The 24,840-nt window shown below is 54.8% G+C and carries 20 protein-coding genes; 11 read left to right on the top strand and 9 right to left on the bottom strand.

What is annotated here, in order from left to right:
• Positions 1-30: 30 nt before the first annotated feature.
• From R3F50_19895 to R3F50_19885, 3 genes are all read right to left on the bottom strand, one after another.
• Positions 31-2,823: a valine--tRNA ligase gene (locus tag R3F50_19895; protein ID MEZ5492550.1), complete on the bottom strand. Its 2,793-nt coding sequence runs from the start codon at positions 2,821-2,823 to the stop codon at positions 31-33.
• A gap of 119 nt (positions 2,824-2,942) precedes the next feature.
• Positions 2,943-3,380 (bottom strand): DNA polymerase III subunit chi, encoded by a 438-nt coding sequence (locus R3F50_19890; GenBank protein MEZ5492549.1) that lies wholly within the window; start codon positions 3,378-3,380, stop codon positions 2,943-2,945.
• Positions 3,381-3,391: 11 nt separating this feature from the next.
• A complete protein-coding gene (locus R3F50_19885; protein ID MEZ5492548.1) occupies positions 3,392-4,882 on the bottom strand; it encodes a leucyl aminopeptidase in 1,491 nt (496 codons plus the stop codon).
• 421 nt (positions 4,883-5,303) lie between these two features.
• On the opposite strand from R3F50_19885, the gene R3F50_19880 reads away from it, so the two are divergent.
• From R3F50_19880 to R3F50_19840, 9 genes are all read left to right on the top strand, one after another.
• Positions 5,304-5,747, top strand: a complete 444-nt coding sequence (locus tag R3F50_19880) for a thioesterase family protein (protein MEZ5492547.1) — start codon at positions 5,304-5,306, stop codon at positions 5,745-5,747.
• A gap of 49 nt (positions 5,748-5,796) precedes the next feature.
• Positions 5,797-6,900: an LPS export ABC transporter permease LptF gene (lptF, locus tag R3F50_19875; protein ID MEZ5492546.1), complete on the top strand. Its 1,104-nt coding sequence runs from the start codon at positions 5,797-5,799 to the stop codon at positions 6,898-6,900.
• Entirely contained in the window at positions 6,897-7,973 is a 1,077-nt protein-coding gene (lptG, locus tag R3F50_19870) for an LPS export ABC transporter permease LptG (protein ID MEZ5492545.1), read from the top strand. The genes lptF and lptG overlap by 4 nt, the downstream gene beginning before the upstream one ends.
• 85 nt (positions 7,974-8,058) lie before the next feature.
• On the top strand, positions 8,059-8,838 hold the full coding sequence (locus R3F50_19865; protein ID MEZ5492544.1) for a c-type cytochrome: 780 nt from the start codon (positions 8,059-8,061) through the stop codon (positions 8,836-8,838).
• A gap of 17 nt (positions 8,839-8,855) precedes the next feature.
• Positions 8,856-10,502, top strand: coding sequence for a PQQ-dependent dehydrogenase, methanol/ethanol family (locus R3F50_19860; GenBank protein MEZ5492543.1), 1,647 nt, complete (start codon positions 8,856-8,858; stop codon positions 10,500-10,502).
• 497 nt (positions 10,503-10,999) lie between these two features.
• Positions 11,000-11,860 (top strand): HD domain-containing protein, encoded by an 861-nt coding sequence (locus R3F50_19855; protein MEZ5492542.1) that lies wholly within the window; start codon positions 11,000-11,002, stop codon positions 11,858-11,860.
• 439 nt (positions 11,861-12,299) lie between these two features.
• Positions 12,300-12,896: a hypothetical protein gene (locus R3F50_19850; GenBank protein MEZ5492541.1), complete on the top strand. Its 597-nt coding sequence runs from the start codon at positions 12,300-12,302 to the stop codon at positions 12,894-12,896.
• A gap of 26 nt (positions 12,897-12,922) precedes the next feature.
• A complete protein-coding gene (locus R3F50_19845; protein ID MEZ5492540.1) occupies positions 12,923-13,567 on the top strand; it encodes a hypothetical protein in 645 nt (214 codons plus the stop codon).
• A gap of 38 nt (positions 13,568-13,605) precedes the next feature.
• Positions 13,606-14,451, top strand: coding sequence for a hypothetical protein (locus R3F50_19840; GenBank protein ID MEZ5492539.1), 846 nt, complete (start codon positions 13,606-13,608; stop codon positions 14,449-14,451).
• An 85-nt stretch (positions 14,452-14,536) separates the two neighbouring features.
• On the opposite strand, the gene R3F50_19835 is transcribed toward R3F50_19840, so the two are convergent.
• The gene (locus tag R3F50_19835) at positions 14,537-14,758 is read right to left on the bottom strand and encodes a hypothetical protein (protein MEZ5492538.1); all 222 of its coding nucleotides are present in this window, start codon (positions 14,756-14,758) and stop codon (positions 14,537-14,539) included.
• Between R3F50_19835 and R3F50_19830 the strand changes: the two genes are divergently transcribed.
• Positions 14,735-17,119: a carboxypeptidase-like regulatory domain-containing protein gene (locus R3F50_19830; protein MEZ5492537.1), complete on the top strand. Its 2,385-nt coding sequence runs from the start codon at positions 14,735-14,737 to the stop codon at positions 17,117-17,119. The two genes, R3F50_19835 and R3F50_19830, sit on opposite strands and share 24 nt — an antisense overlap.
• A 74-nt stretch (positions 17,120-17,193) precedes the next feature.
• Here R3F50_19830 and R3F50_19825 read toward each other — a convergent pair whose 3' ends face one another.
• The 4 genes from R3F50_19825 to R3F50_19810 are packed head-to-tail and all read right to left on the bottom strand — an operon-like array spanning position 17,194 to position 20,571.
• Entirely contained in the window at positions 17,194-17,688 is a 495-nt protein-coding gene (locus R3F50_19825; protein ID MEZ5492536.1) for an RDD family protein, read from the bottom strand.
• A gap of 7 nt (positions 17,689-17,695) precedes the next feature.
• Positions 17,696-19,117 (bottom strand): NAD(P)(+) transhydrogenase (Re/Si-specific) subunit beta, encoded by a 1,422-nt coding sequence (locus tag R3F50_19820; protein MEZ5492535.1) that lies wholly within the window; start codon positions 19,115-19,117, stop codon positions 17,696-17,698.
• Positions 19,118-19,435, bottom strand: coding sequence for an NAD(P) transhydrogenase subunit alpha (locus tag R3F50_19815; protein ID MEZ5492534.1), 318 nt, complete (start codon positions 19,433-19,435; stop codon positions 19,118-19,120).
• Positions 19,429-20,571 carry a Re/Si-specific NAD(P)(+) transhydrogenase subunit alpha gene (locus tag R3F50_19810; protein MEZ5492533.1) on the bottom strand — a complete coding sequence of 381 codons (1,143 nt, stop codon included), beginning with the start codon at positions 20,569-20,571 and terminating at the stop codon, positions 19,429-19,431. Before R3F50_19810 ends, R3F50_19815 begins: the two co-directional genes overlap by 7 nt.
• Before the next feature lie 804 nt (positions 20,572-21,375).
• Here R3F50_19810 and R3F50_19805 point away from each other — a divergent pair.
• Positions 21,376-22,938, top strand: a complete 1,563-nt coding sequence (locus R3F50_19805; GenBank protein ID MEZ5492532.1) for an alpha-isopropylmalate synthase regulatory domain-containing protein — start codon at positions 21,376-21,378, stop codon at positions 22,936-22,938.
• 740 nt (positions 22,939-23,678) lie between these two features.
• Here the strand turns inward: R3F50_19805 and leuB are convergent.
• Positions 23,679-24,785, bottom strand: coding sequence for a 3-isopropylmalate dehydrogenase (gene leuB / locus R3F50_19800; GenBank protein ID MEZ5492531.1), 1,107 nt, complete (start codon positions 24,783-24,785; stop codon positions 23,679-23,681).
• Between the last annotated feature and the right edge of the window lie 55 nt (positions 24,786-24,840).

Here is a 24,840-nt window from a genome sequence, read left to right as displayed (position 1 = left end):
GCGGGGCAACGGCGCTGTGGCAGTCGAGTGTCAGTCAGCCAGCTGTTGCAGGGTTTCGAGCTTTCCCTGCAAAGCAGCAAGCGACGCCTGCAGGCCGGCCTGTTTGTCCCGCTCCTTCTCAACCACCTCCGCCGGCGCATTGGCAACGAATTTCTCATTAGCCAGTTTTTTGGTGATTCCTTCCAGAACACCCTGAAGTTTGACAATCTCCTTGTTAAGGCGGGCTATTTCGGCTTCAGTATCAATCAGCCCCGCCATTGGCACCAGGATTTCCAACTCGCCGTGCAGCTGCGTGGCAGCAGGTGGTAATTCCGCGTCTGCTTCCAGCCACTGCACAGACTCCAGTTTGGCAAGGCGGGTCAGGTACTGTCGGTTGCCTTCCAGCAACTGCCGATCGTTTTCGTTGCCGTTGCGAAACAGGACGGGAATCACTTTGCCTGGCGGGATATCCATTTCGCCACGAATGTTTCTAATGGCCAGTATCACGCCCTTGAGCCAGTCCACTTCGGCTTCCGCTGCCGAATCCTTCATCGTGGAATCTTCCAGCGGGTAGGGCTGCAGCATGATAGTCGGCCCAGCGATGTCCAGCAGGGGTGCCACCCGCTGCCAGACCTCTTCGCTGATAAAAGGCATGAAGGGATGCAGCAGACGCAGACTCTGCTCGAGAGTAACCAGTAACACGTAGCGGGTGGCGGCCGCCTGCTCCGGGTTGGACTCCTCGTCCCAGAGAACCGGTTTCGAGAGTTCGAGGTACCAGTCGCAGTACTCATCCCAGAAAAAACTGTGAATGGCCTGTGCTACCAGGTCGAACCGGTAGTTGGCCATACCGTTATGAACTTCTGTGACAGCCTGCTGCAGACGGGACAGTATCCAGCGGTCTGCGACGGTCAGCCGACCCTTTTTCAATGCCTCCAGGTCCAGTGCTTTTTCTTCACTGTTCATCAGGGCGTAGCGGGCAGCGTTCCAGATCTTGTTACAGAAATTTCGATAGCCCTCGATACGACCCAGGTCGAAAATGATATCGCGGCCGGTAGTGGCCAGAGAGTAGAACGTGAAACGTAAGGCGTCGGTACCATACCCTGGAATGCCATCAGGGAAGGATTCCCGTGTCATCTGCTCGATCTTGCCGGCCAGTTCCGGTTGCATCATGTCGCTGGTGCGTTTGGCTACCAGGGCGTCCAGTGCAATGCCGTCAATGAGGTCGATGGGGTCAAGTACATTTCCTTTTGACTTGGACATCTTCTGGCCATGGTCGTCCCTTATCAATCCGTGAATATAGACTTTGTGGAAAGGTACCTGGCCGGTAAATTTAAGGGTCATCATAATCATGCGGGCGACCCAGAAAAAGATTATGTCAAACCCCGTGACCAGGACATCCGTAGGGTGGTAGGTGCGGAATGTTTCCATATCATCCGGCCAGCCCAGGGTGGAAAAAGTCCACAGTGCGGAAGAGAACCAGGTATCCAGCACATCTTCGTCCTGGTGGAGTTCCAGCTCTGCCGCCAACTGGTATTTCTGCCTAACGTCAGCCTCATCGTGGCCAACGTAAATATTGTTGTCGCTGTCATACCAGGCCGGAATACGATGCCCCCACCAGAGCTGGCGGCTGATGCACCAGTCCTGAATGTCCCGCATCCAGGCGAAATAAGTATTCTCCCAGTTTTTCGGCACAAACTGGATAGCACCGTTTTCGACAGCCTCAATGGCTGGCTCGGCCAGTGATTTGACTGCCACGTACCATTGATTGGTGAGGTAGGGTTCGATGACCACACCGCTGCGATCGCCCCGGGGTACTTTCAATTTGTGCGGATCGATTTTCTCCAGCAGGTCCAGATTTTCCAGGTCGGCAACCACCTGCTTGCGCGCATCAAAGCGGTCGAGCCCCTGATAGGGAGTCGGCGCGTTCTCGTTTATGGTCGCATCGATTGTGAAGATGTTGATCATTTCAAGATCATGGCGTTTGCCGACTTCGTAGTCGTTGAAATCATGCGCAGGGGTGATTTTTACACAGCCGGTGCCGAACTCCGGGTCTACATAATCATCGGCGATAATGGGAATACGGCGATCACACAGGGGTAGCTGAACCCACTTGCCGATCAGTTCCTGGTAACGAGCGTCTTCCGGATGCACGGCCACGGCTGTATCCCCCAGCAGTGTCTCCGGTCGCGTGGTGGCAATGACAATGTGGTCGGCGCCGTCGGCGGTGGTTTCGCCGTCACATAACGGATAACGGAAATGCCAGAGAGAGCCGTTTTCTTCCTGTGAGATGACTTCAAGGTCGGAGATGGCTGTATGCAGAGCAGGGTCCCAGTTTACCAGGCGATTGCCCCGGTAAATCAGGCCCTCGTCATAGAGCTCAACGAAAACCTTTTCCACTACCCGGGACAGCTGCTCGTCCATGGTAAAGCGTTCCCGGCTCCAGTCCGGGGAAGAGCCCATGCGACGCAACTGGCGCGTAATGTTGCCGCCGGACTGCTCTTTCCATTCCCAGACTCTGGCAACAAAATCCTCCCGACCCAGCTCGAGGCGGCTGGTCCCTGCTGCACTCAGTTGCCTTTCCACTACCATCTGGGTGGCGATGCCTGCGTGGTCCGTGCCGACCTGCCACAGGGATTTTCGCCCCATCATCCGCTGGTAACGGATAAGGGCATCCATGATGGTCTGCTGAAAGCCATGCCCCATGTGCAGATGGCCAGTCACATTGGGTGGCGGTATGACTATGCAGTAGGGTTCGCCGTCACCCTGGGGCTGAAAATAGCCGGCTTCTTCCCAGGTTTTATACCAGTGAGCTTCAAGTTGTCGGGGTTGGAAGGTTTTATCCATTGAATCGTTTCGCACTGCAATTCGAGAAGGCGCAAGTATAACGCAACCACGCCGGAAGTGGTGGACAGGGCGTCACCAGCGGGAGTTCCTGGCGACATGGGTCTTCAGCATGATACCGCTCAGTTTGCCGTTAACTTTTTGGTTTCGACCGTGTAGCCCTGGTCCTGATAGAACCGGTATCGCTGCCTGCCCAGCGTGCGGTCCTCCTCACTGGCCGGAACCACTTCCCGAATGTCCGGAAACTGCGCATGCTGATCCCAGACCGTTTCGGTGAGGTTGATCAGGACATCCCGCTCTTTCGGTAAGCAGTTTTTAGTCCCGAGCGTAACCCGTGTATCCAAAGACTTGTGGTCGTCGCTAAGGCGCTGGTGAGGAATAAAACTGTCGGCACGGAATTGCCACAGCAGGTCGTCCAGCAGCTTGAGCTGATTTTCGTCGCGCACCAGCAGATGAACCCGATGGCCCAGTTGGGTCGCCTTGTCCACCAGCCGGCAGGCGAACACCAGGGATTCCTGAGTGCTGCCCTGCCTGAGCGGGTAGAAACAGACCTTTGGCATGGCCACTGCGGTCAGGCTTTTTGTCGACTGAGGTAGTCAACCAGCAGGCTGACGGGACGGCCGGTTGCACCCTTTTCTTTGCCCTGGTCCCAGGCGCTGCCGGCAATATCCAGGTGCGCCCACTTGAACTTTTCGGTGAAGCGGGACAGAAAACAGGCCGCCGTAATACAACCGGCGCGGGGGCCGCCAATATTGGCGATGTCGGCGAAATTACTGTCCAGCAACGGCTGGTATTCGTCCCACAATGGTAATTGCCAGGCCGGGTCCAGGGCCTGTTGTCCGCACTCCAGCAGTTCGTCGGCCAAATTCTGGTCATTGGCCAGGAGGGCGGAGACCACGTTGCCGAAGGTGGCCACCGCAGAACCGGTCAGGGTGGCAATGTCGATCACTGTTCGGGGCTTGAACCGTTCGGCATAGGTCAGTGCGTCACACAGGATAAGCCGGCCTTCGGCGTCGGTGTTGAGGATCTCGATAGTTTTCCCGGACATGCTGGTGACCACGTCGCCGGGCTTGGTAGCCTTGCCGCCAGGCATATTTTCCGCACTGGGAATTATCCCTATCACATTGATGGGCAGCTGTAATTGCGCGACGCTGTGCAGGGTGCCCACGACGCTGGCGGCGCCACACATGTCGAATTTCATCTCGTCCATGGCTGCACCGGGTTTAATACTGATGCCGCCGGTATCAAAGGTGATCCCCTTGCCAACCAGGATATAGGGCTTGCTATTGGCTTTGCTGGTGCCTTTATATTGGACTACGATCAGTTTTGCTTCCTCGGCCGAGCCGGCGCTTACTGACAGGAGTGACCCCATGCCCAGGCGCGCCATCTGCTTCTCACTCAGCACATCGGTTTTAACGCTCTTGTAGCGCGTAGCCAGTTTTTTACATTCTTCTGCCAGGTAAGTGGGCGTGCAGACATTGCCTGGCAGATTGCCCAGTTCCCGCGCGACGCTGACCCCGGCGCTGACAGACCGGCCCAGTTTGATGGCGTTCCTGGCCGCCGCGCGGCTGATGTCGGCGGGCAGGGAAATACCTACCTGATTGAGACCCGGTTTGGTGACTTTGCTGCTCTTGGTGCTGTCATAGCGGTACAGGCTGTCCTCAATCTGTTGCACCGTCTGGCTGACTACCCAGTTGCCATCCCGGTCCCTGACCACCGTGTCGGTGAGCAGAAAATGTGCGCTGCTGATTCCCAGTCCTGCCAGAGATTTCATGGCGCCCTGCAGAAGCTTGCGGTAACTTTTGCCGTCCAGTTTGTCAGCCTTGCCGCCATTGACGAGCAGCACGCGCTTGGCTTTGATTCCCTTGATGTCATGCAGCAACAGAGTGCTGGCCGGTGCTTCACCGAGGTCACCACTGCGCAGGATTTTACTGAGAACCTTGTTGCTGGCCGCATCCAGTTGCTTACCGCTCACGGTCAGGGTGGATCTGTCGAGCACGGTGACGACCAGGCAATCGGTGATGATATTGGCGGGTAGTGCAGAACTGAGAGAGTACTTCATAGAGTCTTTGAGATCCTCTTGGGTCAATGAAAACGGTGGCGTTCTTCAGAATCCGGCCGTGATCCCTTGCCGGATGCAGCTAAAGTCGGACTCTGTTCAATTTCAAGCGTGTAATTTTAAATGAATTCAATAAGTTAGGCAACAGATGTGGCGTTTTGAGACGAGTTTGCTGGAAATCTGCAATTGAGGGCTGGTAGAATCCGCGCTTAGATTTTTTCAGGTGTGGCCCGGTGTTCGCCCAGTAAGCCGGCCAGCCCGCTTGAACCATTCCCGGATCCGGTTGTCTGAACACTAGGCCTGGCCGGTTGAAGCACCCTGATGCAGACAGGCCGAATACGACATTTCTGAAGCTACGGCATTTCTGAAACAGTGCAGCAGGACCGCGAAAGTCGCCAGCAGTAACAGGATCGATGGAGTCATCATGCAAAGAGTGAAGTTAAGTCCCCCGGAAACATTTTTCTTCAGCATGGAGCGCACGGTCGGGATCAGTGACCTGAATTACGCTCGCCATATGGACAGTGTTGCCATGATTCGGGTAATCCACGAAGCCAGACTGCAGTTTCTCGCCGACCTTGGTTTCAGTGAATCCAACATCTACGGCCTTGGCATGGTGGTAACAGACCTGGCCATCGATTTCCGCTCTGAATCTTTTGCCAACGACGTTCTGATCGTCGACGTAGGGGTCAGTAAATTCAACAAATACGGTTTTGATATCGGCTTTCAGGTGACCAACCGCGCACTCGATACCGTCGTCTGCATCGCCAATGTAGGGGTGGTGTTCTTTGATTTCGACAACCACAAGCTGGCGGAATTACCGGCCGCGTTCCGGGCGCGTCTGGAAAACCCCGCTTCACAGGTCGCCTGAGCGGGTCGCGAGCCGGTAGCGAATTTCGCTGACAGGCGCGAGACACCGCGTGATAATTTTTCGTTACCTCAGCAGGCAAATCCTTACGGTTATGACGGCCGTCACCCTCATTCTGTTGGTGGTCGGTCTGATCAATCGCTTTATTCAGTACCTGTCGGAAGCCGTGGCCGGTGAGATGTCGTCCAACGTCCTGGTGCTGCTGATTTTCTATCGCCTCCCCGATTTCCTGCTGGTTATTCTCCCCCTCGCGCTGTTCCTGGCGATCCTGCTCGCCTATGGGCGCATGTATGCCGAGAATGAAATGACGGTATTGATAGCCAGCGGGTTGAGCCGCAGGCGGTTGCTGGGTTACACCCTGGGCAGCGCCCTGCTGGTGGTAGGGCTGGTGTCTCTGCTAAGCCTGGTACTGGCGCCATGGGGGTTTCGCCATACCGAGCTGCTGAAGCAGCAGCAGGACGAATTGACCGAAGTGGATCTTATCGCTGCCGGGCAATTTCAGGAATTCAATGACGGCGAGCGCATTACCTATGCCGAGCGGATCGCCAGAGGCCCGGCAGGCCGGCGGCTGGAAAACGTCATTGTGATTTCCAATCCTGCTGGCAGTGACCGCGGCTCCGCGATCCGGATTCTGGTCTCCGAATCGGCCCGGCCCGAGGTGGACCCCGATTCCGGCGCCCGTTTTCTGCGACTGGAAAGCGTTTTTCAGTACCAGGGAGAGCCAGGTTCGGCAGAGTTCACAGTCGGTCAGTTTGATGTTCAGGCAATTCTGCTGCCTGAGCAGGCCGGTATTCAGGAAATTGACGAGGAAAGAGCCCTGCGAACCAGCGATCTGTTCGGCTCCCCGGACCCGGCCCTCCAGGCGGAGTTGCAGTGGCGACTTTCGACGATTCTGATAATTCCAATTGTCACGCTGATCGCCGTCCCGTTAAGCAGGGTCAATCCTCGTCAGGGCCGCTTTGGCAAGCTGGTTCCAGCGGCTCTGTTGTATGCGGTCTACTATATTCTCTTGCAGGTCAGTCGCGATCAGGTTGCCTCCGGCGAATTGTCCGGCAGTGTCGGGTTGTGGTGGGTGCATGTACTGTTTCTGCTGATAGGAGCGATTGTTTATCAGGACTTTCCGGGATATGGCCGGCGCAGGAAAAGCACGTCATGACCCGCCTGAACCGTTATGTGCAAAAGAGTGTTGTACTCGCCATGCTGGTGGTTATGGCCCTGACGACCAGCGTAGACCTGGTTTTTTCCCTGGCTGACGAGCTGGGAGCGACCGATGAAAACTATACCGCGCTGCATGCGCTTTATTTTGTATTGCGCACGACACCTACCGCCATCTATGAGCTGCTACCTTTTACAGCACTTGGGGGCGCTCTGATCGGGTTAGGGTTTCTGGCTTCCAACAACGAACTGGTCGTCATACAGACCGCCGGTGTCAGGACCTGGCGGGTAGTGTGGTGGGCTATGAAGCCTACCCTGGTGCTGATGCTTTTCAGTCTGGTGCTGGGGGAATTTATTGCACCACGGCTTGAGCAGCAGGCACAGAGTGACAGGGCGGTACAAAAGAGCGGCGAAAATGCCATACGTTCCCGGTCCGGCACCTGGCAGCGTATTGGTAACGAGTACATTCACATCAATGCCATCCTGCCGGGCGGCCAGGAGCTGATCGGGGTCACTCGTTATCGCCTGGGCGAGGATCGCCGTCTTGTCTCCAGCAGTTTCGCCGCCAATGGGCGCTATGTCAGCAGTGCAGAGGGTGGCTACTGGGAGCTTTTCGATGTGGTAGAAACCCTGCTGGCAGCTGCTGAGATAAATACCCGATCCTACCTGCAGATGGACTGGAAAGTAGACCTGTCGCCGGAGCTGCTGAGCGTCCTGCTGGTTGAGCCGCAGCGACAGTCGATTTCCGGGCTCTATCGATTTGCCAGCTATTTCGAGGCGGAAGGGTTGGAAGCCGGCAATTATTTCCTGGCGTTCTGGAAGAAACTGCTGCAACCCTTAGCCACAGGTGGCCTGGTGCTGCTTGCCATTTCCTTTGTGTTCGGCCCGCTGCGAGAGGCAACCATGGGATTCCGTATTTTCGTGGCTATCGCAATCGGTCTGGGGTTCACAATTGCCCAGCGCCTGATGGAGCCGGTCAGCTTGCTGTATGGCTTCAGCCCGGTACTGGCTGTGCTGTTTCCCATCATGATTTGCCTGGTCCTTGGCGGTATTCTGATGCAGCGGGTTCGGTAGCGGCGAAGATGGACCTTAGGTGCGGAAGCGATTATTCTGCCTGTCAGTCATTTGAAAATACAACCTACTGCGGATCAATTGAATCATGAATACTGTTTTAAACAAGTTGTTGTGCGGCACCCTGATGGTGTTCGCGGCCTCGACTGCGGCGCCGGGGCGCGCCCAGGAACCGGGGGATCACCAGTACACCTCGGCGGCAATTGAGGCTGGATCGCGGGTTTACACTCAGCAGTGCGCTCTGTGTCACGGCCCGCAGGGAGACACAGTCGACGGAATCAACCTGCGCCGGGGTATATTCAGGACGGCAAACTCGGATGACGACCTCCGGCAGGTGATCTCCCGGGGGGCTGCGGAAGGGCGTATGCCGGCTTTTGATCTCAGTACGGCGGAGCTGGACGGGGTGATCGCCTATATTCGCGCTGGCTTTGATCCGGAGGGTGTGGCGGTTCGCATTGGTGATCCGGCCCGGGGGCGAGCCCTTTTTACTGGTAAGGGCCAGTGTGCTGAATGCCATCGGGTCAATGGCCTCGGTCCTCGCACGGCACCTGATCTCAGTGAGATAGGTGCGCTCCGCACGCCGGCCGCCCTGCAGCGGTCTCTGCTGGAACCGGCCAGCGCGCTGCTGCCGATCAATCGTTCGGTGCGTATCGTAACCCGTGACGAGGAAGTCATCACCGGCAGGCGCCTCAACGAGGATACCTATACGGTGCAACTTATCGATTCTCAGGAGCGGTTGCGCTCTCTGGTCAAGGCTGATCTGGTGCGCTATGACATCAGCGACACTCCGACTCACGAACCCACGATGCTTTCCAGCGATGAGGTGGCTGACCTCATTGGCTACCTGTTAACCCTGCGAGGTCTGTAATGAAAAAGTATCAATTTATGAAGCCATTACTGGGCTTGCTTTTGGGCTGTGGTGTGCTCGTCTCACAGGGGCTTTTCGCCCAGGTGCCCTATGAGCGGATTCTCAATGCTGCCAGTGAGCCACAGAACTGGATGACTTATAACGGTAGCTACATGAGCCAGCGGCATAGCCAGCTGGACCAGATCACCCGTGACAATGTTGACGATCTGGAATTGCGCTGGATGCTGCCCAATCAGGTATTCGGAGCCTGGCAGAGTAACCCCATCGTGGTAGACGGCATCATGTATGTGACCGAGCGACCTAACAGTGTCATGGCAGTGGACGCCGTCACCGGTCGGGTGTTCTGGAAATATCGCCATACCCCGGCGGATAACGCGCGGGTCTGCTGCGGTGCCAACAACCGTGGAGTTGCGGTGCTCGGTGATCGCGTATTTATGGGCACCCTGGATGCGCGCCTGGTTGCACTGGACCGCATCAATGGGCAGCTGCTATGGAATGCCGAGGTTGGCGACGTCAGCCGGGCCTACTCGGTGACCATGGCGCCCCTGGCCTTGAAAGACAAAGTCATTGTGGGTGTTGGCGGGGGGGAATATGGCATCCGTGGTTACGTGGCCGCATTCGATGCCGCCACCGGCGAGCAGGCCTGGAAAACATATACCATCCCTGGACCAGGTGAAGCGGGGCACGACACCTGGGAGGGTGACGACTGGCAATATGGCGGAGCCCCTGTCTGGATCACCGGATCCTTCGATCCCGAACTCAATCTTACCTATTGGGGCGTAGGCAATCCGGGGCCGGATTGGAACGCCGAGCAGCGCCCCGGTGACAATCTGTATTCCGATTCGGTAATAGCGCTGGACGCGGATACCGGTGAATTGAAGTGGTATTTTCAGTTTACCCCCAATGACGCCTACGATTACGACTCAGTGCAGGTACCGGTGCTGGCCGATATAGAGTGGCAGGGTCAGGCTCGCAAAGTCATGATGTGGGCCAACCGCAATGGTTACTTTTACGTGCTGGATCGCACCGACGGTGAATTCCTCGTTGGCAAACCCTATGTGCGAGTCAATTGGTCGAGCGGCCTGGACGAAGACGGCCGGCCTATTCCTACGCCTCAGCCGGACGGTATGCCTACCTATCCGGGGAACCAGGGCGGTACCAACTGGTACCCACCGTCCTTCAGCCCCCGTACCGGGCTGTTTTACTTCAGCGCATGGGAAGACTACGCCACAATCTACCGATCGGAAGAGTCCGAATACGAACCAGGGAGAGCTTTCCTTGGAGGCGGCTTTTCGGTGCTTGCCCCAGTGCCGGGTGCTCCAACCATCGGCATAGGCCGAACTAACCCGATCAATAACTGGACCGACGAAGTGGGGCACGCTTCCCTTAAAGCCATGGACCCGCAAACTGGAGAAGAGGTCTGGGAATTTGAGCAGTTCGATGTCAGTGACAGTGGCATGCTCACGACCGCGTCTGACCTGCTTTTCACCGGCGGAAGGGAAGGGTACTTTCATATCCTCGACGCCCGCACCGGTGAACTGTTGTGGTACAAGAATCTGGGTGGCCAGATCGTGATGGCGCCTGTCACTTATATGGTAGACGGTACCCAGTATGTGTCCATTATTTCCGGCAATACCCTGGCAACTTTTGCCCTGCGGCGTTAGGTTTGTTCGAGCCTGTCGCCGTCGGCCGTGATTTACAGAGACTGGCAGTAGGTTTCCCGTCAGTTTAAGGAGGCTTTAGCGATTATTCCAGAAACTGTGACGTGGTTCTCTATTAACCTCATATTTTCCTCCTAGAATCGATCTAATGGAAAACAGGCATGGCAATTGCGGGTCAAGCCATTGACAGCAATTGTTGAATTCCAGGGAACCTCTGATTAACTAAGAAATCGCAGGGCGTTTCCCTAGTTAATCAGAGGTTCCCTGGTCACTATGTTGGCTTCGAAATTTTAAACAGCAGATTCCCGCCATCGCGCAGGCCAGTGTACTGGCGGGCTCAATGCAGGGCACAGCTGTACTTTGGCAAAGTACCAAGCGGCACCTGGTAAGGTCAGAGTGGATTCAAGTGTAATTCCATTGACAATTCTTTATCGCTACGACGCAACCAATATTGCAGGACTGAAGGCTGGAGCGAGGGATACAAATTCAGGGGTTGACGCATGAATGCACGAAATCTAAGCGTCATGAAATTAGAAGATGCCTTTGCGTACGCAATTGAACTACGTCCGGTTGTTGACGCTCTACGACTGCTTCGCTCAAAGTTGTCCACAGAGTACTGCTATCACTCTGAGGGCCATACGCTTGATGTCATAAACGAATCATTGCGTTTCGGTAAAGCTGACAAGCTGCCTGAAAACGACCTCAAGCTTATTGTCATTGCTGCTGCGTGGCACGATACCGGATTCGTCATAGGGCGGGACGAGCATGAGCTACAAGGAGTCAAGCTTTTCACCGAGTACTGCAAAGAGAGTCGCAAACATGACCTTAAGCCTTCGGATATTGAAACAATCTCGCAATTAATCAAGGATACTAAACTTTTAAATACAGAAGATGGTGTAAAGCAAATTCCATCGTCATCGCTATCAAGGTACTTGTTGGATGCTGATCTGAGCAATCTTGGCCGGAAAGATTTTTTTTGCTGTCTTGACCGGCTCTGTGAGGAAAATCAGGTACAGTGCTACGACTTTTACAGACAAACGCTTGATTTCATAGCACGACATACCTGGCACACACAAGCAGCCAATAGAATTCGCCGGCAGCAACAGATTAGGAATATTGCCGAGTTAACCCGGCGAATCTTTAACGAAAGATATAGCTTTTCTTGTGCTGTCCATGCCCGGGAAGCCAGTATCAACGGTCAAGTAACATTTCTTGAATACGATAATGTTCGCGACAGGTGTGCTCTCAATTGCCCCGCGAAAATTGGAGGGTGTTTAGCTCGAGTTATGTCTCCATGGCAGACCCTTCAGCTTTTTCACAATAAATCTTTGCATACTCCGCCGGTGGTAGATTCGGAATAAGCCCAGAAAGCCGCTTGTTTTTAAACCGTTCCAGCCATTCCTGTTGGCTGCAGATACCGTGACTGGTAGCAAGCTCTCCTGTCAGTTGAGAGGGGGAGAGAAAAATCATCCAACTGACTAACGCAACGCCGCTTCATAAATCCCATCTCGCTAGTCACCTCTACATGTAATCCAGAATAAAATCCGGTATTTCAGTTAGTAATAGCGAAGAGTAAATCCTGCTTCCCAGTGTCATTTGAGCTTTTCAGGGCTTAAAACGGTCCGAAATCGTCGAAATTTCCCGTCCGTTTCAGGAGACTTTAGCGATTATTCCAGGAACTGTGATCTGCATCCCTTTTGACCTGATATTTTCCTCCTAGAATCGCCCGTGTTGAAAGCTTGCCCTGCAATTGTGGACCAAGGCTTTTAAAAATCTTTAATTTTAATCATGAGGTTAGCTATGAAATATGAAGTTAAAAAATCAATCCGATCTATGGCGAAGGCTGGTCTGTTGGCGGGTTCGTTAACAGGGCTTGCAGTGTTGAGTCAAGGCACTCAAGCCGCGACCGGACAAGTCCAGGTGGATGTTTCTTTTCCGCCGCTGGTAATTCTGTACTACTACGATCAGATTTCGGTTGATGTGAATGCTGCGCAAATGGCAGTAGCAACTGGATTGGCTTCAACAGACTCAGCCACAGTGCTGCAGGGTGGTGTTGATATCAGTGCAACACTAGGCAGCATTAGTGAAGGTTCCATCTCCGCCTCCGCCTCGGCCAGTACAGAAGCTGGTGCCTCTGGAGCCACAACCACTATCGCCTTTGATATCGATGATGTCTGGGCGGTGCGTTCGCTGGCTTCCAATAACCTGACAGCCACTTTGACAGGAACCTCTGGTGAGTTTACATCGATCAGTTCAACGTTGGCTGGCGCTAACGTTGCTCCAGGCTGGTCTCTTGGTGCGGGAAACATCGGTGATATCACTTTTGAAGTTGATCTAACAGCTGTTACCAATCCTCTGTCTGTTTCCGATGTAATCACTATTGAGGTTACTCCTTAAGAGCTCCGGTTTGCGGTCGCAGAGCCATGAAGAGTAATTTGTCCTCAAAAAGGTTAAGAGTGCTGGCGAATATTTCGCTGGCACTTTTACTCTTCTCGCCCATATCAGCAAGGGCGCAGTTTCCTTGTGACAACGATGGGGTAGAGATTGTGTTCCTGGATGAAGTGACTGGAAGTCTGCGGCTGCGGGAAGCAACAGCAAAAGAAATCACCAGGCCGACGAAAAATGATCTGGCACTCGAAATAGGTCAAAGTGATCGACTCATTGGGCAGTTGGTAGGGCAGACAATTCGTACGCGCACCCGCGGTTTTTCCGGTATTCCATCGGGCTTCGGCGGCAATATGGGATTTGAGAGATTTCTTCCTAATGCCTGGGAGGCAAGATTCCCCCAAGGTATGTATGAGTTTAGGGACAAGAGAGAGATTGAAGTTGAAGTACAAGTGACCGTAGCTGATCGAAAGGCCAGTCACTTTTTGAATGGCGAGAGTTCGACCATTACATTGGAGGTTACGGAAGGTCGAGTACAGAAAAGCTGGTATAGCGGAACCAATTCTCTACGCGCCTTACGCGGGGGGCTGGATTTTCGCTTTTCAGATATTCAGAAGCTAGGCGCTGCAGGGATCCACAGAGCTACGCTATCAGTTTGTGTGAGTATTAGAGGTAACCTGTGATGATTTTTACTAAAACTGTGACGAAACGCAGTAAAGCAATGCTACACCTTCAATTCCTGATGCTTATTTGTGCGCTGGTGTTTTCCACGCTTGCCAATGGGCAACCACCTGCCAGAATGGGAATATCTCCTGATCGGTACCAGATTACGTTCGACGAGCGAGGTGGTGAAACTCAGGCTCTGATGATACATAACCTCAGCAACAGTCCCATGAAAGTTAAATTGAATGTCAGTAACTGGGAGCTGGATGACAACAATAGAGTCAAGGTAATTGGGCCTACCGAAAAATCATTGGACCAGTGGATTGTAATCAATCCGCTGTCAGTCACTATCCCCCCGGGAACACCCCAGACTATTCGTTGGGCAATTATGCCAAGGTTAAAGCCTGAACCAGGTGAGTACCGCGCCCTGGTGTTTATAGAAGAAGATACTCCAGTCCAAACTGGTGAGGGTGAAGGTACGCAAGTAAGGATGCAAATGCGTTACGGATTACCTATTTATGCTCAGGTGGGCGAGCGTACTCAGAGCGCTGAGCTGAATAGCATTGACGTTGATCGGGATAACAATCGTGTCTTCCTGGACATTACCAATACCGGTAACAGTCACGGACGATTGGCCGGTACCTACGGTATCTGGCGCGCAACTGAGTTTCCTGGCACTGATGAGGCGTTATCAATGCTTCGGGCCGCCGCCGGCAGGCCATACGACCAGGAAAGCTTCTTAATGGGGCAGCTGCCCGGAACCGTGATCCTGCCGGAAAACAGACGCTCGATTCCATTGGATATTCCACTGCCCCTCCCAGGGGACTATGTGGTGCAGTTCAATGGCGAGTTTGCCCAGCTGCAGATAACCGACGTTATTCAAGTCACACAACCTGGTACGTAATCTCATGAATTGCAGGTTGGTCAGCTTCTCACTGGCTATGCTGTGGGTATTGGCGACTCCATCTACTTTGTGGTCTGCCGACTCCTCACAGCTCCTCGCTCAGTTGGAGAATTACGATATTGTTAACTTGAGTCAGGCTCAGGGTCCTGGTAATGGTACTCTTGCGGCGGACACTGGTATTGCGAACGGCAATATCGCTGGGAATAACCCAGCTGCTTCGCAGTCGACCTACGTTAAACAGCTGATAGGCCTCTATGTTGATGAAGTAGAGCAATCTGCTGTCATGGCTGTCTACGATGGTCAGCAATATCTGCTGCCACTGCTGACTGTCATGGAAACCTCGGACATCAGCATCAGCAAAGAACACTCGAAAATTGATTCAAAAGACATCCGCCTGGTGACCCCCGGAGGTGAAGTCATTCTGAGTCCTGAGGACTTAAGAATTAGTGACGGGCAGTTGGTGATACTGCAATCTGCTTTGTCGGAGAAGCTGTTGATGGATGCACGCTTCGATCACTCAACGTTGGCAATCTACCTTGAATTACCCTGGAATAGACAGGGGCTCAATCTACCGGACCACGATACGCCGCCGGAAGCACAATTTTCGCCACCTACGGCATCGATTCGCAATTTACGGGCTGACTTGAACTATGTGAGTACCGGTGACTATGACGGCTGGGTTGGCAACTATTTTTCAGCGGGCAACCTGGCTGGTGGTAACTGGCGTGTTCGTGTTGAACAGGAAAGCGAAGGGCAGGTGCGACCATTCGATTATTTCTGGGCTCGAAGTAATCGCAACACACAGCTGCTTTTAGGAAACGCCGGCTATTCCCTGCACCCCCTCCTATCGACTGTTGAGCAGACCGGATTGCAGTTTCTTCATAGTACCGCTGCAATACCTCAATCAAACTTTGGAGGTATTTCCAATCTTAATGGCTCTCGCAGGATAGCTAACGGCATCCGCAATATAGAGGGGCTGGCAATCCCGGGATCGATAGCTGAGCTTAGGATTGATGGAGGTGTGGTGGCGCGGACAAGAGTCCGTCTAGACGGCACCTATGACTTTTTGAATGTTGAATTGCCAAGTCGCGGTTATTCCGAGGTGCTCGTGCATATTCTGGATCGCAGTACAGGTGTGTTGATGGAAGCTCAGAATTTCTCACGACGCAGTGGTATTGAATTACTCGGGAATGGTCAGCAAACACTATTCGCAACGCTCGGAAAGTTGGGTAACCCACTGGATAAGAGTCGTAACGTTCAAGGTTTATCCGCGGGGGCCCAATGGCGTTACGGAATAACTGAGGATGTGACTCTCGAATTGGGTCATCAGGAAGTAGGCGGTCGTTCAGAGTCGGAAGGGTCTCTGTCCATGGCGCTTTTTAAGAATTGGTTTGCCTCGCTCGGTTATGCCACTGTTCTCAATAGGGATGCCGCAGAGCTAAGCCTGGAGGGCGGGGATGATATCTGGTCATTCGATTTTCTCGCCAGAGAGTATGAAACGACGGGGTTGCTCGAACAAGGTGAAGAGAGGCGCCAATGGTCACGGTTTTTAAATTACCGTTATCAGGTTACTGACAATTTTAGTCTGGGTTTGGTCGGCAGAGACGTAAAGACTAATTTTGAGGAGCAAAGGTTCATATCACCCAGTGCCAACTGGACCAATCATCGTAATTTTTCGGTCAGCGCATCTCCCAATATTTCTGGTGACTACCGAATAGACAGTCGGTTCAGTACTTCGCTGCGGAGTATTGTCCGCTATTCCTACGAAAGCGAGCGACATCTAGTAGATTATCGGTTCCGAAATGGGCTGGGCCGGGAATACTATGCGAATTTCCGCACCGGGCCACTGTCAAGCAATCGATTCGAGCTAGGTCTAACACATTACTCAAATAATGATTTGCTAGGCAGAACACAGGTTGGCTTAGTCAGCAATAGTGGCAGACTCGGTTATACGCTGGACTGGGAATCCAGGTTGATTCCCGGATTCAATTCCAGGCTACGACTTGCCAAAGGTGGAAACGGTATCGGTATTCAAGAACACCAGGATGAAAGTGATCTCTACCTGCAGTGGAACATGACCCTGGATTTTGCTGTGGCACAGAATCAGATTGTACCAGCTGACTCCAGTTGGAATTCGCTCGACAGCGCATCGTTGACGGGAGAGGTACTTCTTGGGGGAAAGCGCATAACGGATGCCGATGGGATTAGCCAGGTTGAGTTGATTGTGGATGGAGATGGTTATACTGCACGGGTTCAGAGAGGTCGCTACTATGTGGATGGATTGGCGCCCGGGCTACATAAGATCTCGATCGATTCCCGGCATTTACCCATCGAAATAATGCCTGGTGCCAATCAGAATTACTGGGTAAGGCTGGAGGCGGCAGCAGCCACTGAAGTTCCGATAATTCTCGAAGCCCGCTATGCAGTTGCCGGGCGGGTCCGCGACCTCGATGGTGAATACGTCGTTGGGCTAAGACTTTCTGTTTTGAACGAAAAAGGTCGTCAGGTCTCCGAAGCCTATACGGATCAGTATGGTCTGTATCGTGCAGATTCCCTGCCGCCAGGGGAGTATTACATTGTTGCAGAGGAAGACGGCGAGCGCTTGTCCGCTATTCAGGTGCAAATTATTGATGAGTTTCTCTTTGAGCAAGACCTTTTGGTACCCTGACGGTTCGGGTCGATATACCCTTAGCGCTCAGCCTCAGCTAGCGCAGCAATAGCTGGTTGCCAGAACGCGCAGACTTACTTCAGTGGCTGAAACTCCTTCGGTAACAGGATGACCCGGGTCTTGGAGAGTATGTCGTGGACTGCATTGTTGTCCCGGTCGACCAGTACCCACAGGAAACCCAGCCCGAACAGGAAAAAAGACGGCCAGGCCAGCAGCAGGCGCAGCAGGGCATGGCGTGGTGTGAGCAGATTGCCCTGATAGTCCTGCACTCGCAGGCGCCAGGCCAGCATCCCCAGGGTCTGGCCGCTCTGGCACCAGAACCACAGGTAGAACGCTGTGGCCGATAACAGCATGACCACAAACAGCACGGCATCCAGCACCGGGTCCGTCTGCACCACGCCATTCTCCAGGCGGTTCGTGTCTGTACCTACGATAAGTTGCAGCAGAAACCCCAACAGCATCCAGATGGCTACTACCAGAAAGCCGTCGTAAAGCAGGGCTGCCAGCCGGCGGAACAGGCCGGCGCCTGGCAGCGCCGACATGTCGAGGTTGGTCAATTCCAAAGACAAGGTCGGCTTACAATTCCTTCACGGCGCGGATCAGCTCATTGGCTGCTTTCTGTCCGTCGCCGAACAGCATGCGCGTGTTGTCGGCGAAGAACAGCGGATTCTCCACGCCGGAGAATCCGGCCCCGCGGCCTCGTTTGATAACAATGACATTGCTGGAGTCCATGGCGTTCAGAATAGGCATGCCGTAAAGCGGGCTGCTGGTGTCATTCTTGGCCGATGGGTTAACAACATCGTTGGCGCCGATTACCAGGCTGACCGTGGTGTTCTTGAAATCGGCATTGATGTCTTCCATGTCGTAAATCATGTCATAGGGAACACCTGCCTCCGCCAGCAGCACGTTCATGTGGCCCGGCATACGCCCGGCGACAGGGTGAATGGCAAATTTTACCGAGACACCCTTGTCGGTGAGTAACTGGGTCAGTTCCCAGATCTTGTGCTGGGCCTGGGCTACCGCCATTCCGTAGCCGGGAATGATCACTACCTGATCGGCAAACGCCATCAGTATACCGGCATCCTGGGCCTGGATTTCCTTCATTTCACCCTGCTCACCGCTGGCAACAGCTCCGGTCTCGGTGCCCATGCCGGCAAAGAACACGTTGGCCACCGAGCGGTTCATTGCAACTGCCATCAGGTGCGTCAGCAGGCTGCCTGCGGAGCCGACCACGATACCAGCAATAATCATGGCGGCATTGCCCAGCACATAGCCCTCAAAGCCGACAGCCAGGCCGGTCAGGGCATTGAACAGGGAGATGATCACCGGCATGTCGGCTCCGCCCACTGGGACGGTGATAAAGATTCCGAGTATCAGAGCCAGAATGTAGAAAACGATGATCGGCGTCAGATCGGTGGCAAAGTAGATGGCGATGGCAAAGCCCACTGTTGCCAGGGCCAGTACGGCATTGATCAGATGCTGAGAGGGCAATAGCCTGCTGCGGTTCAGCCTGCCATCCAGTTTGGCCCAGGCAATGATGCTGCCGCTGAAAGAAATGGTGCCGATGATGGCGCCCAGAATTGCAAGTATAGCCACATCACTACCCAAAGCGTCGGGTATGGAGGCGGCGAGGCCTCGCTCAACCTCGCCATTGGCCTTGAGCAACTCTACGGCGGCAATGGTGGCGGCCGCGCCACCGCCCATGCCGTTATACATGGCAATCATCTGTGGCATGTCGGTCATGGCGACTTTCTTGCCGGTGTGCCAGGCATAGCCGCCGCCCAGGGCAATGGCCAGGATGATCAGGATCAGGTTGGTGTTAGCGTGACTGCTGCCGGTGATTTCCGGCACCAGGAAGGTCACCAGCGTAGCCAGGACCATACCGGCTCCGGCCCAGACGATGCCGCGGCGGGCCGTGACGGGGGAACTCATCTGTTTCAGCCCGAGGATGAACAGAGCCGCGGCAATAAAATAGGCGGATTGCGTGAGTAGTTCCATTTACTTTTCCTCCCCGTCGGCGCCGCCGGCTTTTTTCGTGCTGGGCTTGAACATCTCCAGCATGCGTTCGGTAACTACATAACCTCCGACCGCATTGCCGGCTCCGAGCAGCACGGCGATGAAGCCGATGATCTGCTCCGCTGGCGTTTCAGCGATGCCCAGTGCAAACATGGCGCCTACCAGCACGATACCGTGTACAAAGTTGGACCCGGACATGAGCGGTGTGTGCAGGATCACGGGGACGCGACTGATAATCTCGTAACCGGTGAAACCCGCCAGCATGAAGATATAGAGGGCAGCCATTCCTTCAATCATGATTCGGCTCCTTGGTTGATGTTCATTCTTTCCCGTAAAGTGGGGTGGTGAACCTTTCCGTCGTGAGTTAACAGGCTGTCGTTGATGATTTCGTCGTCCAGGTTGATGTTGATCTCACCTTCTTTAATCAGCAGCTCGAGAAAGTTCAGCAGATTCTTGGCATACAATTCACTGGCATGGTTGGCGACAGTGCCGGGAACGTTGAGGGGGCCGGCGATCTTTACCCGGTTATGCAACACGGTTTCGCCGGCTTGCGTCAGTTCGCAGTTACCGCCACCCTCTGCCGCCAGGTCCAGAATCACCGAGCCACCGCGCATGGCTTCCACCATCGCCGTGGTCACAATTTTTGGTGATGGGCGCCCGGGAATCGCCGCCGTAGTGATGACCACGTCTGAAGCGGCGATATGCTGCGCCAGCACGTCCTGCTGTTGTTGCTTCTCTTCGTCGGTGAGTTCACGGGCATAGCCGCCGCTGCCTTCTGCCTTGATGCCCACGTCGACGAACTTGGCGCCCAGGGATTCCACCTGCTCTTTCACTGCGGCGCGCACGTCATAGCCTTCCACGATAGCGCCCAGGCGGCGGGCCGTTGCGATGGCCTGCAGACCGGCCACGCCGGCGCCGATTACCAGCACCTTCGAGGGGCGCACGGTGCCGACAGCAGTGGTCAGCATGGGAAAGAATTTACCCAGCAGGCTGGCAGCCATCAGGACGGCTTTGTAGCCTGCGATCGCGGCCTGGGAGGACAGTGCGTCCATGGCCTGAGCCCGGGTGATACGGGGGATCATCTCCATGGAAAAGGCGCTGATGCGGCGGCTGGCCAGTTTTTCAAAGCGCTCCAGATCCGTGTAGGGATTCAGGTAGCCGATAAGCACGGATCCCTCTTTCAATTGCTCGATCTGCTCGGAGGTGATCGGGTTCACCATCAGGGCAATGTCGCTGTCTCCCAGCAATTGTGCGCTGTCACTGCTGACGCTGGCCCCGACGTATTCTGCGTCACTCCAGCCGGCTGCCTCGCCTGCTCCTGATTGAATAGCGACCTGGACGTCCAGCTTGCCCAGTCGCGTGACGACATCGGGCACCAGCGCCACGCGCTGCTCGCCATCCCGAATTTCTGTCGGGACTCCGATTTTTATAGGCATAAACCACTCCTGGCGATCATTTGCGGGTAAAGCGCGGAGTATATACGGAACCGCCCGACAATTGAATGGAGCCGGCTGCCTGGCAGTGCCTCAATCTTGATTTAAGGTTTTTTCGAGACCGCACCACGCCGGGGGAATCCGCCGACGGAGCAACGCGCATCCCTCCGGGATTCCCTCCCTCGGTCAGGAGCCCTGAAGGACGGTCTCCTTCGGTCAGTCGGTGCTGCGTTTTGATTGCTCCGTCGGCGGATTCCCCCGGCGTGGTGCTCAGAGCGAGATTTTAATTTCGGTGTCTTGATGCAAGCGTGCGGCAGTTTCTTCTTAGCACTATTTTCGCTATTGCGTTTTCAGCGATTTCTGGTTGCTTTGGTCTCCGTCGAAGTCGTTGAATGATGGGGACCACTTGGTGCCAGGGCGTGGTCGGCAGGGGCTTCTGCGAACTGCAATCAAGGACCGGTGCTGAATGGCGGGAAATGACCGCTTTTCAGGGTAGTTAATCAGAGGCTAATTAGAGGGAAGGTGCTCAGGACGGGCGCGGTACGCAGCCCGCAGAAGCCGCTGCCGGCCGCGCCGTTCGAAGCCACAGAACGCGACTTCTACCGCCCTCCTGCGCAAAAAGCCGCCAACTACCCTCTGACCAAAGACAAATCTGCCCTGCAGGACAAGTAAACGGAGACACTACTGGCAACTTCAGCAATTTCTAGGCTGGCCGTTTTACTGGTAGAATCAGCGCCCCTTGATCAGCAGATCTTCAGTCCGGTGCGCAGAGCAGTCCGTTGCACCGTCAGTCAGGCAGAAATGAGAATGAGCAGTTCCGACAAGCAGGCCCCGCGCACTCCCGGGCGGCACATCGCCATACTGGACACCACTCTGAGAGATGGCGAGCAGACCCAGGGCGTCTCTTTTGCCGCCAACGAGAAATTGAATATCGCCCGCGCACTGCTGCAGTCCTTGAAGGTAGACCGCATCGAGGTGGCATCAGCCTGTGTTTCCGAGGGCGAGAAGCAGGCCGTGGCACAGATCAACCGTTGGGCCGATCAAGAGGGCTTCGGTGAGCGCGTCGAGGTGCTGGGTTTTGTCGACCACCGGCGCAGCGTGGACTGGATCAAGGCATCCGGAGGCAGGGTGATCAATCTGCTCTCCAAGGGCAGTGAAAAACATTGTCGCGAGCAGCTGGGCAAGACCCTGGAAGTGCACGCCGATGATATCGCCAGGACAGTGGAGTATGCCCACAGTCAGGGTCTGCAGTGCAACATGTACCTGGAGGACTGGTCCAACGGTTTTGTTGACAGCCGTGATTACGTGTTCGGACTGCTGCAGCGTACTGGCGAGCTTGGCATCCGGCACTTTATGCTGCCGGATACACTCGGCGTCATGGCGCCGGAAGAGGTGTATGCCGCGCTGCAGACCATGGGGAGTGAATTTCCTGCGCTGGACTTCGATTTTCATCCGCACAACGATTACGGGCTGGCAACAGCCAATGTCCTCGCTGCGGTGCGGGCAGGCATCAATACTATTCACTGCACAATGAATTGCCTGGGTGAACGGGCTGGCAATGCCTCCCTGGCAGAGGTGGTGGTCGCCCTGAAAGACAAGCTGGGCATGACCTTGTCCGTCGATGAAACCCGCATCGTCATGCTGAGCAGGATGGTGGAAAATTTCTCGGGTAAGTGGATCGCAGCCAACACGCCGATTGTGGGGGCCGACGTATTTACCCAGACAGCAGGCATTCACGCCGATGGCGACCTGAAAGGCAATCTATATGTCACCGAGCTGCGTCCGGAGCGCTTTGCCCGCAAGCGGACTTACGCCCTGGGCAAAATGAGTGGCAAGGCTTCCCTGATCAACAATCTCGAGGAGCTGGGATTGAATCTCAGTGAAGAGGAGCAGGCCAAGGTACTGGAACGGATAGTTAAGCTGGGGGATTCCAAGCAGATCATCACCCCGGAAGATCTGCCTTTTATAATCGCTGACGTAATGGAAAGCCGGGACGTTCACCTCATTACTTTGAAGAATTGCTATGTGAGCAGCGGTCTGGACGTGGAAAGTACGGCCAGTATCCGGGTAGACATTGAGGGTGAGGAGTATCACAGCTCGGGGTCGGGTAATGGAGGGTTTGCCGCTTTCATTAACGCGATTCTCAAGATACTGAAGCAGCGCGAATTTCAGATGCCTGAGCTGGTTGATTTCGAAGTGCATATCCCCCGTGGCGGTGATACCAACGCACTGACCGAGGCCATCATTACCTGGGGCATAGAAGGTCGCAAGATCAAGACCCGCGGGGTGGATTCCAATCAGGTGCTGGCTGCCATCAAGGCAACCATGCGCATGATTAATATGCGGTTGCAGTCTGATCAGGCTGGGTAGATTTATCTGATTTTTCCTTGTTAGCAGGAATGTTGAGTTGGTTTGGCGTCGGGCCCCAGTCAGGCATTGCCTCGCCGGCCGGGCGCCAGTGCAGAGCGTTTTCCGGCGCTGCGCAACTCAACCTCCGCGCTGCGCGCTCCGGGACTCGGTCAGTGCTCGCTTGTTTCCGGAAAACGCTCTGCACTGAAACGCGCCCTGATTGGCCGGCGAGGCAATGCCTGACCGGGGCCTTCCAGCTTCTGTGTCAACGTCAGGAAACCCCGATTAATTTTCATGATGCGCTGGTCTTCGGACCAACTCGCTGAAAGGGCGTATTGCCGGCCGATGGATTTCCGTAGAATTTTGCCCTGACAGTCTGTCAGTCAGCGTGTCTTCAGGTTATACGCTTTGAGGCTTCAGTTAAGATTTTCTGCGTTACGGTCACGCTCAGATCAAATCAAATCAAATGTTGGGGCCTGGAAATTGAATGGTCACAATCTCGCAATGACCAAGCCGCCGGGAAGGGTGTCTGTGCCGCCAATCAGGGCGCGCTTTCAACGGCCGGCTGTTCCCGAAACAGCGCGAGCACTGTTCGAATCACGGAGCGCGCAGCGCGGAGGTCGAGTTGCGCAGCGCCGGGAACAGCCGGCCGTTGAGCGCCCGGCGGCACAGACACCCTTCCCGGTGGCGAAACAGGACATCTATTATTAATCGAGCATGCGCCGTGGAGAAGACTTTCGGCCCCACTATCGCGGGCTGAATTACCCAACCGGTTGCTTTCGCAGTTCCTCAACGACCAGATCACCAAAGCCGCTGGTGTCGATCATCTTCACGCCGGTGCCCGGCTTGGAGAGGTCGGGGGTGGAGTAGCCCTGGGCAAAGACACTCTGCATGGCGTGCCAGACGTTTCTGGCTTCCTGGTCCATCCCGAAAGACATTTCCAGCATCATGGCTACCGAGCCGATCATGGAATAGGGGTTGGCGATGTTCTTGCCGGCAATATCCGGCGCCGAACCATGGGAAGGTTCGTAGTAAGCCTTGTCCGGGCCAATACAGGCAGAGGGCATCAGTCCCAGTGAGCCCAGTATGCCACCACCCTGATCACTGAGAATATCGCCAAACATGTTCTCCATCACCATCACGTCAAACTGGCCTGGATTAAGACACAGGTAGGTTGCGGCAGCGTCCACCAGGATGTGTACGATTTTCACTTCCGGGTAGCCCTGGCCGACTTCTTCCAGTACTTCGTTCCACAGCACACTGGATTTCAGCACGTTACTCTTGTGAATATTGTGCAGTACTTTCTTGCGTTTCATGGCAGTCTCGAAGGCGACCTTCGCGATGCGGGCGATCTGCTCCTCGTCGTATTCCAGAGTTTCCTTCACATAGCGCAGGCCCGCCGCATTTACACCGGATTCTTTCTCGCCAAAGTAGAGCCCCCCAACGAGTTCACGAATAATGAGGAGATCGATGCCCTCACCGATTATTTCGGGCTTCAGCGGGGAGAAGTGGGCCAGACCTTTGGGAAGGTATACCGGTCTGAAATTGGCAAACGTGTTATAGCGGCGGCGCAGGGGGAGCAGGGCGCCGCGCTCCGGTTGCATATCGACGGGAATCTTCTTTGATTCCTCATGGCTCAAACCGATAGGGCCCTTGATGATGGCATCAGCCTCGTCACACAGAGCCTTGGTGGCCTCCGGAAACGAGTGGCCGTGTTCGAAATAGGCGCTGGCCCCGAAAGCACCGTGTACCAGTTCGAAATCGATGGCATTGCGTTCGGCAACCAGGTTCAGCACCTTGACCGCTTCGGCCATGATTTCCGGTCCTATTCCGTCGCCGTCAAGTAATGCTATTTTGTAGGTTGCCATAATTTTTTCCTTTGCGGGGGAGTGCTGTTAAAACAAGAGTCCGTTGCGACGGGCG

This window comes from Gammaproteobacteria bacterium (genome assembly GCA_041395725.1).
Taxonomy (GTDB): Bacteria; Pseudomonadota; Gammaproteobacteria; order Pseudomonadales; family Pseudohongiellaceae; genus NORP240.
This window is presented reverse-complemented; position numbering and strand designations above follow the sequence as displayed.